Origin of the sequence: Planktothrix mougeotii LEGE 06226, from assembly GCF_015207485.1 — a bacterium.
Lineage (GTDB): Bacteria > Cyanobacteriota > Cyanobacteriia > Cyanobacteriales > Microcoleaceae > Planktothrix.
Genome location: NZ_JADEWU010000004.1, coordinates 49,374 through 62,021, shown reverse-complemented (window position 1 = coordinate 62,021; position 12,648 = coordinate 49,374). Strand labels below are relative to the sequence as shown.

The window sequence follows — 12,648 nt, the reverse complement described above, 5'->3', positions numbered from 1 at the left end:
TAATCTAATAATATTAAGATTGACGATTATGATTTTATAAAGCCTTGACACTCTTAAAAATTAAAGTTAAACCCAATTCTAAACAGCAAGCTCTCCAAAAAGAAGTTGATGGAAGTTTTACTGTCCATCTGAAATCTCCCCCGGTGGAGGGAAAAGCCAACCAAGAATTAATTCAATTTTTAGCAAAATACTTTGGAGTCCCCAAATCTCAGATTACCATTAAATCGGGTTTATCCTCCCGCCATAAATTTGTAGAAGTTCCCGACGTTAACCCCTAGTATAATAAGTGAGTCTGCACCATCAATTTCAGTTTTTTGCCAATGGATGCGTTTCAACCCACCCCACCAGATTGGACTACCGATGCCATTCACGCTTCTGAGTTTTGCTGTCCTCAATGTTCTGCGAGTAGTTTAGAAGCTCAACAGGTTTGGATTAATCGTCGTTCTCCCGTTTACAGTGAAAATAATCGTCGCAAATGGCAGGAATTTTATACCTGTCAATGTGGTTGTGTTTGGTGGGCTTGGAGTAGCGATCGCCATCCTTCTAACCTCGTTTCTCAAACCGAAGATTCTGATATTTTTTGATACTATAATATCTAAGTTAGAGGAGGCTTGAGTTTAAGATAATTTTATTATATCGAGAACTTGGGGAATATAAAGATTTTTATACTTTCCTTGCTTCGGTTTAGGGCAGTTAATATCATTAATGGTGAAAATTGTGCCCAGTCTTCATAACACTCCTAAAAAGAGTCGATTGAAATCAACGAAAAGCCAGATAAGGAACTAAAGCCAATGTACATTTATAACTGTATTTTTACAGGAAAAGAGGTGTTCTCGGATGCCTACCAACACCAAGCAGAAGACGATTTTGTTTGGATTGTTGAAGGGAAATACGAAGAATTAAGTGATCCGATATTCGATGAGTCGTTATTCGGAGAATATAATTCTGAAGAAGAATCATCCGTGGTAAGTGAGTATAAACCTGTTGTGAATACTCTGATCAGAGCTTTTCGCTTGGAAGAACCTGTTACAATTACAAGTCTAAACGATTTTAAAAAAGCCTTGAAGAAATACACAGTTAACTTGATTGCTAAACTTAATGATTCAAATCCTGATCGTGTTGCAGTTCTTAAAGCCAAACTGCCAAAATATGCCAAACAATGGGCAGAAACGTTCGATAAGATTAGAGTATATGTAACTGAGGGAGATGGCTTTGAGGTCGAGGGAACCCTTATCATATTAACGCAAGATGTTCCATTTGGTGAGGAAAAGCCTAATGACAAATGTAGAATGACTGTTTTAACAGATTCGTTGGTCAAAGAGAAGTTTTGATAGGTAAAAACAACTTTTTGGGGTAGTTTGAGGTGCGATCGCTGAATTACATTGGTGAAGATGTAAGAATTGTATTTGGTGGGCTTGGAGTAGCGATCGCCCCCCTCTAACCTCGTTTCTCAAACCGAAGATTCTGATATTTTTTGAGCGTTTAATCTGTAAGTTAGAGGCAACTTCTGTAACTAACGCCCTTATCATTCCAATGCAAGCCATTGGAATGATAAGGCTAGTTAAAAAGCGATCGCTTATCCTTTTAAAGTTGTTCAGGATCAATTCCTAATTCTCGGAGTTTAGCAGCTAACTTATCAGCACGTTGAGTTTCATTTTTAGCCACTTCTTCAGTCGTTAAAACTAATTCACCTCCTGCTGTAAAAAATCGTAATTTATGATCAAGAATGCCTAAAAATAGGTCTAATTGTTGACTCCATAACCAGCCGTTTTCATTGGGTGAAATCGGTTGATATTGACCCTCAACAATATGAAATCCGGCAAATTCTAAAGTTTTTGGATCAAACCAAAAATAGTCAGGAGTACGAAAAACATCCTGATAGATTTCTTTTTTTTCTCCGCGATCCGTATCAGCCGTTGTTTTAGATAACATTTCAATGATGACATTAGGATATTTGCCATCTTCTTCCCAAACAACCCAACTATTACGGGGTTTTCGTTCAGTTCCCAAAACCACAAAAAAATCTGGCCCGCGAAATTCTTCGGATTTTTTTTGACGTTGACTATAATAAATGGTTAAGTTACCAATGGCATAAAAATCATCTCGATTTTGCCATAACCATTCTAAGGAGTTAAGTAAAAGTAGAATTTGGCGGAGATGGAGTTCGCTTTCCAAGGGGGGCTCCTGACTCAATAAATCACTGGGCGGAAATTGTACTTCATTGAGAAGTGTTGGGGTTTGGATTTGTTCTTCAACAATAGACATTATTGAATATCCGTTAGGATGAGTATTTTTTGATTATAGTTTAAAAAAATAGCGATCGCTTCTTCGTAGTGAGTCCTTCAGGACTCTCAGCCCTAAAGGGCTGACTACGGTTTCTTGTCGTACTAAGTTTTTCGCTTATAATAGTTTTAATCTCTAATCAATCTAAGATGAATCACAATGACTCAATTTACTTTAAATTTAGAAACTATTGATTTAAGTGATGAGCAATTTTTTCAATTGTGTCAGAATAACCGAGATTTAAGATTTGAACGTAATGCGAATGGAGAGCTAGTAATTATGTCACCCACTGGAGGAGAAACCGGACATCGTAATGCTGGATTAACGGCACAACTTTGGATTTGGAATCAACAATATCAACTCGGAAAAGCCTTTGATTCATCCACCGGATTTAAACTTCCTAATGGTTCTGATCGTTCTCCTGATGCGTCATGGATACCGTTAGAAAAATGGAAGCATTTAACTCCTGAACAGCAGAAAAAGTTTTTACCTTTATGTCCTGATTTTGTCATAGAATTACGGTCTGCAAGCGATAACTTAAAAACCCTACAAAATAAAATGAAAGAATATCAAGAAAACGGAACTCGTTTAGGATGGTTAATTGATCCGCAAAACAAAACCGTAGAAATTTATCGTTCTAATCAAGAAGTCGAAATATTAGAAAATCCGTTAACCCTATCAGGAGAAAATATATTACCCCAATTCACCCTAAACTTAGAACAAATTTGGTAAACTTCGTTGTTGTGCTTCAGCACAATCAGAAAACTATAATAAAAACAATTAACCCCAATCTCCTCGTTTCTAGGTAGAACCTAGAAATGCTATTCATGGAGGCTCCGCCTCCTGTTATTTGAGGCAGAGCCTCACTTTTATCATTCCAATGCAGAGCATTGGAACGAGGGACGAGGGACGAGGCAAAAAAATATTAGCCACTTAACATTGTCACCCAATTATGAGGATCTGATAAAAAATCATGACTTATAAATACTTAGGCTGGTATAGCAATCCTAAATAGGTTGTAATATTTTATCGTAGGGGTGGCGTCCCTCCCAACCCAGACAGCAAGAGGGTTGGAAGACCCAACCCCTACAGAACTTTTTCACAAATCATTTAGACTTGCTATATAATATTCTTAAATAATAATCAAAGTGGATCTAAATTTTGATTATCTTTTACATTGATATAAATCAATGGGTTCTTTCCGTAGCATTATCTCGATTGATATGACTGATGCCAACTGGGATACAATTTTAGACAATATACCTGATCTAGCTTCTGAAGCTATTGTTAGTGATTGTTTTGTTAAGCCATTGTTAAAATATCTAGGGTTTACGATTCAGGAACAGTACCCCGAATTTAACACAGGTTGTGGAAATGTAGATTTTGCGGCTCGAAAAAATCTAGGCAGCGATATTTTTAATCAGTCAAAAACTAATCCTTATCTGTTAGTAGAAGTTAAAGGTCGAGCGATTAGTTCGGGAAACCGAATAAACCTCATGGAGAAAACACCACAATATCGCAATGCTCAAAATCAAATTAAACAATATTTACTATCCCCTAACTGTAAAACGGCTCAATGGGGAATTATTACCAATTCAGTCCATATTAAACTTTTTCGGCGACATGGTAAGGTTGTTCATCCTGCTACACCTTGCTGGCTAATTAAAAAAGATAATATCCTAGATATTGTTAATCGCATTAAAGATTTGATCGACAATCCCTTACCTGCTTTAGTTGTTAGTCTTTATAATGATAAGGGAGGTGTTGGTAAAACAACAACTACAATCAACTTAGCTTCTATCTTACGGAAACAGAAAAAAAATGTTTTAGTGATAGACTTTGATCCTCAACAGCGAGATTTAACAGATTCACTGGGTTTACAACCTACAAAAACCAAGTTATCTGATTGTTTAATTGATCGATCTTTAAATATTAAAGATGCCATTCAACCTTTTAAAATTAAAACTAAATCTGGAGATGTTCGAGTTTTTGACGTTATCCCTTCAGATTCCGGTTTAGGTAAATTTATGCTGTATGAACAACAAGCTAAAGTTCAAAAAGGAGCAGCAAGGTTAAAAGATTTATTAGAGAGTTTGAAACTTCATTATGATTATATTTTAATCGATGCACCGACAAACTGGACGTTTTTTAGCCAAACTTGTGTTTATGCCTCGGATGTTGTTTTAATTCCAACTAAACACACCAACTTTGCCTCATTAAAAAATGCTAGGAAAGTGATCCTAGAATTTATTCCTGAAATTCAAGAACTCAGGGATAAAAAAGGAGAGTATGGCCCCATTCCCCTACCTATTTTTTTCAATGAACATAAACCAACAGATTCTTCATTGAAACGAGCTAACACTGAAATTAAGTCGATCGTTTCCTTAAAGCAAGGTGATAAATTAATTTTGAATCCTGATTTATTACCCTACTTTTATCCCAAATATACAAAAGGTAATCCAGATCAAACAATATTCAGTATTCCAGAATATGCTATTGTTGAAAGTGCAGCCTTTGAACGCATACCCGCCGTATTTAAACATAAAACTGCAATGGCTTATTATCTTTCTTTAGCACAGGAGTATTTTATTTATGAGTGATTTTGATAATATTGGTAAATTAATGCACTTGCCTTTAATTGATATTAAACCCGGAGAAGAAATTACAGGACAGGAATTTTTGGTTGCAGGTGCAGCCGAAGCTATTTTACAAGCAAATGGACGAAATTGGGTTCCGGTGATTGTGCAGGAAATTGCAGATTATCAGTATCAAACGGTGAGTAATCATTTTGTCTATGCAGCCGCTCAAAAAGCACAATTAGAGCGGGTTTGGTGTATTGTTATTGATCCCAAACCTTCTAATATTGAACAAGCTAAAATTTTAACGAGAGAAGCTAATCCGGTTGTTAATGTTAATTTATGTACAGCTTCCAGAGATACAATTCTAGCAGCACTCGGCTATTTACAATCTGAACCTGGAAGTCCTTTAAAAAAAGTAGATTTAATTAAAGTAACAGACCGTATTCTTGAATCTAATCGAGAAACTTGGGCTGATTTCAATGAACTTACAAAGTTAAAATGTGGAATTACAAAAGGGAACAAATTAGACTGTTTAAAACAAGTCTTTTACTGTAAACCAGAACCTCTGCCACCGCCACCACCTGCACCTGAACGTGTATCTATTAAAAAAGCCAACCGAGATGAAATTTTTGAGCGTCTCAATTATTTATCTATTAATAAAATAGATGGTTTTGATAAAATAGATCCGGATCAATTAGCGGATACTCTGTTTACAACTCCTAAAGGGAAATGGAAAAGTTTAAATCCTATTTCAACCCTTGACTGTGGAGTCAGTAAAAATCAGATTCAAAAAACTCTAAAAACTGTATTTTCTTTATAAATAATGAGGAAATATCTTACCAGGATTTACCTTAACCTTAGAACAAATTTGGTAAAAATTATTTTGGTGAAGATGTAAGAGTTTATCTAGCTTCATGGTAACCTTTTAGTTAATAAAGTTTTAATGAGCATAGTTAAATGGCAAAAAAATATTTGATTATTGCTGGTGTACTAATAGTTACTTTTGGTGCTGCCGTTTTTGGATTAGATAAATTAGCTGACCAAAAAGCAGAACAGGAAATTGAACAAAAACTTAGTTTAGGTACAGGTTTAGGTATAGATTGTACAAAAGCGAATGTAAATTTATTCCAGAATAATGTCCAATTCATGGATATTAAGGTTGATAATATAGATGGTTTTGCTAGTCCTTATATTTTTAGAATTAAAAGTATGAATTTTCAAGCTAAATCATTAGTACAAAAGCCTTTAGAAATTGAAAAAATTGTTGTTGAGGATATAGCAGTTAATGTTGATGTGCGGTTTGATAATAATGCCACTACACCTGAATCCATGATGGCAATTAACCTAAAAAAATTATCTGAAAAAGGAAAAAATAACCCGAATCAAGATTCAGATAAACCAGAGGATTTGACCATTAATCAAATGCAATTTAATAACATAATTTTTACGATTAATTTACAACTTCCTGATGGTAAAAATGTTCCTATAACTAAAGAATTTAAAATTGATCAAATCACTTTAGAGCAAGTTACCGGAAAAAATTTACCTGTTCAATTATCTTCTGCATTACAGGAGAAAATATTAACAGAAATAACGGGCTTAATTAATGAGCAAAATTTACCTCAATTAAACTCAATTATAGAAAAATCAAATAAAATAAAACCACCCTCTCCACCCTCTCCACCCTTTCCCCCTTCTCCACTGAAAAAACCCTCTCCACCCTCTCCAGCAATATAGAAGCAATATAGAAGGTTTGTAAATCGTAATATGAAATCCCTAAATGTTTGCTACAAATCCTGCCCTGTAGAGACGTTGCATGCAACGTCTCTACAGGGCGGTTAGGGGGGATCATCTGTAGCATCTATAATGGGATTTCATATAAATTTACTGAATTGGCGATCAATACAGAAACCGGGTTTTTTGAGGTGTGGGTAAATCCTAAAAAAAATAAGGTGAGTTCCGAAATTCGTAAACCCACCTTAAAATCAAGATTAAATTAGGGTTTAACCCTTCAATGCTTCTGCACCACCCACCACTTCCAGCAATTCCTGGGTAATGGAGGCTTGACGAGCTTTGTTGTAGGATAACGTCAGGGATTTAATTAACTCTCCAGCGTTGTCACTGGCGTTACTCATGGCGGTCATCCGAGCAGCTAACTCACTGGCGATGGATTCTTGCCAAGCGCGTAACAATTGGTTGGTTAAAAACAAAGGTAATAACGCATCCAAAATTTGGGCAGGATCTTGTTCAAAAATCATATCTCTCGGTAAATCCGAAAGATTATTTTTGACTTTCTCCCGTGTCACTTCAAATTGACCATTTTTTGTGGTCAAACGGAAGATTTCATCATCTGTGGGTTCTAATCCTTGAGGATCAAGGGGTAACAGAGTTTGAATTACTGGACGAGAAGCAATTAACGAAACAAATTTCGTATAAATTAACTCAATCCGATCCAATTCCCCAGATAAAAATAAAGCCAAAAGATTTTCCGCCGAATCCCGTACTCGGTCTATAGTGGGATTTTTTTCAGGGTTTTCCACCGTTGCGCGGATATCAACATCCCGTCTTTGGAAATATTGAATCGCTTTGCGTCCCACTAACAAATAAGTGCATTTCACACCTTCAGCTTCCAACTCTTTTGCACGAGTTTCAGCCCGTTTGATAATGCTGCTATTATAGGTTCCACATAAGCCACGATTACCCGAAATTACCAGTAATCCGACTTTTTTAACTTCCCGTTGTTTGAGGAGAGGCAAATCTGCTTCTTCAAATTTTAAACGGGATTGTAACCCATAAAGAATTCCGGCTAACCGATCAGCAAAGGGGCGAGAAGCTAAGACTTGTTCCTGGGCGCGACGCACTTTTGCAGAAGCCACCAGACGCATCGCTTCTGTAATTTTCTTGGTATTTTTAACCGAATCAATGCGATCGCGGATCGCTTTTAAATTTGACATAGTTTTGTCAGATTTGCAGTATTAAGTCAGTAGAGACGCGCCTGTTTATGCCGTCAGGCTATTGGCGCGTCTGTACAGGAGTTAGGTGTTAGTTAACAGTTAACCAACAATTCCCGACACCCATTAAGCTGAAACTAAAAAGGTTTGTTTGAATTCTGCGATCGCTTCTTTCAACAGACCTTCAGCTTCATCGTCAAGGAGTTTTTTGCCTTGAACGATTTCGACGTATTTGGGTTTGCTATTTTTCAGATAGTCCCGCAGTCCGGCGGCAAAAGCCACGATTTTTTCAACGGGGATCTCATCGAGATAACCGTTAATTCCGGCATAAATTACGGCTACCTGTTCAAACAATTGCAGGGGAGAGTTTTGAGGTTGTTTTAACAACTCTTGCAGCCGTTTACCCCGTTCTAATTGGTTCCGGGTAGCTTGGTCTAAATCGGAGGCGAACTGAGAAAATGCCGCCAACTCAGCATACTGAGCTAATTCTAATTTAACTTTCCCAGCGACTTTCTTCATGGCTTTGGTTTGAGCCGCAGAACCCACACGGGACACGGAAATCCCGGCGTTCACGGCTGGACGTAAACCGGAGTTAAATAAGTCAGAAGATAAGAAGATCTGACCATCGGTAATGGAAATTACGTTGGTGGGAATATAAGCCGAAACGTCACCCGCTTGAGTTTCAATCACGGGTAAAGCCGTCATGCTACCGCCGCCGAGTTCATCGTTGAGTTTGGCAGCCCGCTCTAATAACCGAGAGTGGAGGTAGAACACATCCCCAGGATAAGCTTCCCGTCCGGGGGGACGACGCAGTAACAGGGACATTTGACGGTAGGCTTGAGCTTGTTTCGATAAGTCATCATAGATGACCAGGGTGTGCTTGCCTTTATACATGAAGTATTCCGCCAAGGTTGCCCCTGTATAAGGAGCGAGGTATTGCAGGGTGGCGGAGTCACTGGCGTTGGCTGCGACCACAATGGTATAATCCATTGCACCTTTTTCTTCCAAAACTCCCACAACTTGGGCAACGGTGGAGGCTTTTTGACCAATAGCCACGTAGACGCAGATCACGTCTTCGCCTTTTTGGTTAATGATGGTGTCAATGGCGATGGAGGTTTTTCCGGTTTGACGGTCGCCAATGATTAATTCCCGTTGACCCCGGCCGATGGGAATCATGGAGTCAATAGCGGTAATCCCCGTTTGCATGGGTTCGCATACGGAACGACGGGCGATAATCCCAGGGGCGGGAGATTCTAATAAACGGCTATCGGTGGTTTTGACATCTCCTTTACCATCAATGGGACGGGCTAAGGCATCGACAACCCGGCCTAACATGGCGTCCCCAACGGGGATTTGAGAAATTCTTCCGGTGGCGGTCACGGCAGATCCTTCTTGGATGTCCCGGCCTTCACCCATTAACACCGCACCGACGTTATCTTCTTCTAAGTTCAAAGCAATGCCGATGGTGCCTTCGGCAAACTCTAACAGTTCACCGGACATGACTTTATCTAAGCCATAAATCCGGGCAATTCCGTCACCGACTTGCAGAACAGTCCCGACGTTGGTTTCTTTAACGTCTTGGTCGTACTGTTCAATTTGCTGCTGAATAATGCTGCTAATTTCGTCAGGTCTGATCGCTACCATTGTTCTTGTCAGTAGTTAGGGGTTATGAGTTAAAACAGATCCCATCTTTATGATGACGGGTCATAACGATTATTGGGCCAATTTCATGCCAATGCGACGCAGTTGTCCGCGCAAACTGGCATCCACCACGCGAGATCCAACTTTGATAATCACACCGCCCAATAAATCCGGCTCAAGGGTGGTGGAAATTTCCACCGAGCGGGCATTGGTCATGGCTTTGACTTTTTCAGTCAAGGTATTTTGTTGAGCTTCGGTTAACGGATGGGCGGAGGTGATTTCTGCCAATACCGTTTGATTGAGTTTCCGCAGTAATACTAGATACTGTTGACCAATTCCCTGTAAGAATAAAATCCGTCCCCGATCCACTAACAGCATCAAGAAATTCCGTAATAAGGGATTAACTTGATCTCCTGTAATGCGTTGCAGAACGGCTTTTTTATCCTGGGGTTTAATCACAGGATTGTCTAAAAAGTTTTTTAATTCTGCGGAATTTTCCAGTAATTCGAGTAATGAGCGGATCTCATTGCCGAATTCTTCGGTTAAATTTCTCGATTGAGCCAAGGACATTAACGCCGAGGCGTAAGGCTCAACAATTTCTCCTGCGATCGCACTCATATTCAACCTCCCAGCAGCGTTAGACTCCGATCAATTAACCGTTCCTGAACAGTGTCGTCAAGCTGTTGTTTGAGTTGAGCTTCTGCCCGTTCAATGGCTTGAGTGGCAATCAGAGAACGCAGTTGAGAAATCACTCGTTCGCGATCTGAATCTAACTCAGCGCTTGCGTTTGCTTTCATGCGTTCTACCTCTTCGGCAGCTTTAGCTAGAATTGATTCTCTAACGGTTTTTGCCCGTTCTTCGGCTTCAGCTAAAATTCGTTGCGCGTCCGTTTGGGCGGCGGTTAATTTTTGCTGTTGTTCTGCTAGAGATGCTTCTGCTTGTTTTTGACGCTGTTCAGCTTCTTGAATCGCTTCTTCAATGGTGGAGCGTCTTTCATTTAGGATTTTTCCTAAAAAGCCTCGCCCAAAGTAAACCAGCACACCAATCAGAATGGCTAGGTTAATTAGGTTCGTCTCAAAAATATTGGTATTGAGACCGAATCCAGCTTCAGAGCTAGCTTCTGTGGCTAGTAATAAAACAGTCTCCATGATGTTCTTCTCATAAATGCGCGGCTTAAGGTTTAACTCCCTATAGGGGGCGTTATCATCTAGCCTGGGCTGTCTTCAATCCGAATTTTCCGCAGTTTCACAAGCTGAAAACAATCTTGTGATCAGCTTTAACGCATCCAAGATTATCTAACGAACTCAGCCCCTAATAATTTTTCTAAAATTTGGCGACTGAGAGGTTCAACTTGTTGCTCTAAAGCTTGCAGGGCTTGTTGTTTTTCCTGCTCAATTTCTTGAGCCGCTTTGTCTCTCAATTTTTGCGCTTCTTGTAATGCTTCTGCCACTTTTCCAGTAGCAATTTTCTGGGCTTCCGCTTGAGCATTTACAATCGTCGCTTGAGCTTTTTTGCGAGTTTCTGCTAACTCTAATTCGTATTGTTTGGCTAATTTTTCAGCTTTAGCCAGACGGTCTTTGGCGTTGACTTCGCGATCGCGGATATAATCCGCCCGTTCATCAATTGCCTTTCCTAATGGTTTGTAGAAAACCTGGTTTAAAATTACTGCCAGAATTACGAACTGCACTGCCATTAAGGGCAAGGTGGCATCCAGATCAAACAGTCCTCCTTCTTTAGCAGCCTCTTCAACCGCAAATAAAATTGTCCAGTGCATTATTGTCCCTTGAAGAGTTGAATTGAAGATGGATTTTAGACCCAGAGTTTCAGAGCACCTGAAACCTCAAATCTAAAATCCATGTTTGGATTACTGTTTAGGCGAAGGGGTTAGCAAACAGCAGTACCAGAGAAACGACCAGACCGTAAATCGTCAGTGCTTCCATGAAGGCCAAACTTAACAGTAAAGTCCCACGAATTTTACCTTCTGCTTCGGGTTGACGGGCAATCCCTTCCACTGCTTGACCAGCAGCAATCCCTTGACCAATTCCAGGGCCGATCGCGCCTAAACCAATAGCTAAAGCAGCAGCAACAACGGAAGCAGCAGCAATCAGTGGATTCATGATGATTTTCTTCCTTCTAAATACAAAACAGTTAACAAACAATCAATTAGACAAAATGTGAATTCAATCCCTATCAGCATTTATAAAACTAGGAGATTTGAAGAAAACAATTTTCTTCTTTGTCCCGTTATCAATGCCAGATTCGTTTAATGGATTGGAGTCCCCAAAACGTTATTTTACCAATAAAGGGGATCTAGTTTAACCCAACAGCACATTTTGGAAAAATCAAGATCTTAAGAAAAGAAATCTTCAAGGATTTGTTACTTTTCTTAGTCGTGATGTTCCGCACCATGTCCTTCTAAGGCTTCACCAATATAGTTCGCTGCCAGCGTCGCAAAAATTAGCGCTTGAATGGCACTCAAGAATAAACCTAAAACCATCAGGGGCAGAGGAATAAACAGAGGCACCAGGAATACCAACACGGCCACCACCAGTTCATCCGCCAAAATGTTACCAAACAAACGGAAACTCAGTGAGAGGGGTTTGGTAAAATCTTCAATCACCCGAAATATAGCGAGAAACGCCAGGGGTTGAGCGTAATCAGCAAAATAACCGACAAAGCCTTTTTTACTGATTCCGGCGTAGAAATACGCTAAGGACGTTAACAGGGCTAAGGCCACTGTCGTATTGATATCGCTGGTGGGCGCTGCTAATTCCCCTGAAGGCAGTTCGATCAGCTTCCAAGGAATTAAGGCACCTGACCAGTTAGAGGCAAAGATGAATAAGAACAGTGTTCCAATGAAGGGAACCCAAGGACGATATTCTTTTTCCCCGATTTGGTCTTTAGCAAGGTTGCGAATGAATTCTAGGGCGTACTCCATAAAATTCTGCATCCCATTGGGAATTCGCTGCACGTTGCTGCTGGCTAACACTGAGACAAGAATCAGCAAACCGATTACAAACCACGAGGTCAGAAAAATCTGACCATGCAATTTTAAACCGCCGACTTCCCAATAGAGGTGCTGGCCAACTTCCAAACTAGCAAGGGGAAGAGGATTGAAGATGTTTAAAACAGTCAGCATTTCCATTCAAGAGGCTTCCTCTACAGATTGAGGACTGGAGGATTCCGAAAACCAC

Annotated in this window: 15 protein-coding genes; 7 read left to right on the top strand and 8 right to left on the bottom strand. The window is 39.6% G+C overall.

Translation table 11 applies throughout. The annotated features are described in order from the left end of the window. Positions 1 to 44: 44 nt before the first annotated feature. From IQ236_RS03070 to IQ236_RS03060, 3 genes are all read left to right on the top strand, one after another. On the top strand, positions 45 to 278 hold the full coding sequence (locus IQ236_RS03070; RefSeq protein ID WP_193867908.1) for a DUF167 domain-containing protein: 234 nt from the start codon (positions 45 to 47) through the stop codon (positions 276 to 278). Between the two features lie 42 nt (positions 279 to 320). Beyond that, a complete protein-coding gene (locus IQ236_RS03065) occupies positions 321 to 584 on the top strand; it encodes a hypothetical protein (RefSeq protein ID WP_193867907.1) in 264 nt (87 codons plus the stop codon). 207 nt (positions 585 to 791) lie between these two features. Beyond that, positions 792 to 1,331, top strand: coding sequence for a hypothetical protein (locus IQ236_RS03060; protein WP_193867906.1), 540 nt, complete (start codon positions 792 to 794; stop codon positions 1,329 to 1,331). A 253-nt stretch (positions 1,332 to 1,584) separates the two neighbouring features. Here IQ236_RS03060 and IQ236_RS03055 read toward each other — a convergent pair whose 3' ends face one another. After that, positions 1,585 to 2,265 (bottom strand): Uma2 family endonuclease, encoded by a 681-nt coding sequence (locus IQ236_RS03055; RefSeq protein WP_193867905.1) that lies wholly within the window; start codon positions 2,263 to 2,265, stop codon positions 1,585 to 1,587. A gap of 177 nt (positions 2,266 to 2,442) precedes the next feature. Here IQ236_RS03055 and IQ236_RS03050 point away from each other — a divergent pair, with 177 nt between their 5' ends. The 4 genes from IQ236_RS03050 to IQ236_RS03035 all read left to right on the top strand — a co-directional run bounded on the left by IQ236_RS03050 (position 2,443) and on the right by IQ236_RS03035 (position 6,599). Continuing rightward, positions 2,443 to 3,015 (top strand): Uma2 family endonuclease, encoded by a 573-nt coding sequence (locus IQ236_RS03050; protein ID WP_193867904.1) that lies wholly within the window; start codon positions 2,443 to 2,445, stop codon positions 3,013 to 3,015. Positions 3,016 to 3,473: 458 nt separating this feature from the next. Then, positions 3,474 to 4,883, top strand: coding sequence for a ParA family protein (locus IQ236_RS03045; protein WP_228041395.1), 1,410 nt, complete (start codon positions 3,474 to 3,476; stop codon positions 4,881 to 4,883). After that, positions 4,876 to 5,682, top strand: coding sequence for a ParB N-terminal domain-containing protein (locus tag IQ236_RS03040; RefSeq protein ID WP_193867903.1), 807 nt, complete (start codon positions 4,876 to 4,878; stop codon positions 5,680 to 5,682). Before IQ236_RS03045 ends, IQ236_RS03040 begins: the two co-directional genes overlap by 8 nt. Positions 5,683 to 5,819: 137 nt before the next feature. Next, the gene (locus tag IQ236_RS03035; RefSeq protein WP_193867902.1) at positions 5,820 to 6,599 is read left to right on the top strand and encodes an AsmA family protein; all 780 of its coding nucleotides are present in this window, start codon (positions 5,820 to 5,822) and stop codon (positions 6,597 to 6,599) included. A 266-nt stretch (positions 6,600 to 6,865) separates the two neighbouring features. On the opposite strand, the gene IQ236_RS03030 is transcribed toward IQ236_RS03035, so the two are convergent. The 7 genes from IQ236_RS03030 to atpB form a co-directional block, all read right to left on the bottom strand. Continuing rightward, a complete protein-coding gene (locus IQ236_RS03030; RefSeq protein WP_193867901.1) occupies positions 6,866 to 7,816 on the bottom strand; it encodes a F0F1 ATP synthase subunit gamma in 951 nt (316 codons plus the stop codon). A 123-nt stretch (positions 7,817 to 7,939) separates the two neighbouring features. Further along, positions 7,940 to 9,457 (bottom strand): F0F1 ATP synthase subunit alpha, encoded by a 1,518-nt coding sequence (gene atpA, locus IQ236_RS03025; protein WP_193867900.1) that lies wholly within the window; start codon positions 9,455 to 9,457, stop codon positions 7,940 to 7,942. A 69-nt stretch (positions 9,458 to 9,526) separates the two neighbouring features. Next, complete coding sequence (atpH, locus tag IQ236_RS03020; protein WP_193867899.1) at positions 9,527 to 10,072, bottom strand: ATP synthase F1 subunit delta; 546 nt, start codon at positions 10,070 to 10,072, stop codon at positions 9,527 to 9,529. Between the two features lie 2 nt (positions 10,073 to 10,074). After that, on the bottom strand, positions 10,075 to 10,602 hold the full coding sequence (locus tag IQ236_RS03015) for a F0F1 ATP synthase subunit B (RefSeq protein ID WP_072717041.1): 528 nt from the start codon (positions 10,600 to 10,602) through the stop codon (positions 10,075 to 10,077). A gap of 143 nt (positions 10,603 to 10,745) precedes the next feature. After that, positions 10,746 to 11,231, bottom strand: coding sequence for a F0F1 ATP synthase subunit B' (locus IQ236_RS03010; RefSeq protein ID WP_193867982.1), 486 nt, complete (start codon positions 11,229 to 11,231; stop codon positions 10,746 to 10,748). 94 nt (positions 11,232 to 11,325) lie between these two features. Continuing rightward, positions 11,326 to 11,571 (bottom strand): ATP synthase F0 subunit C, encoded by a 246-nt coding sequence (atpE, locus tag IQ236_RS03005; protein ID WP_026786419.1) that lies wholly within the window; start codon positions 11,569 to 11,571, stop codon positions 11,326 to 11,328. A gap of 269 nt (positions 11,572 to 11,840) precedes the next feature. Then, positions 11,841 to 12,599 carry a F0F1 ATP synthase subunit A gene (gene atpB / locus IQ236_RS03000; protein WP_072717043.1) on the bottom strand — a complete coding sequence of 253 codons (759 nt, stop codon included), beginning with the start codon at positions 12,597 to 12,599 and terminating at the stop codon, positions 11,841 to 11,843. Positions 12,600 to 12,648 lie beyond the last annotated feature (49 nt).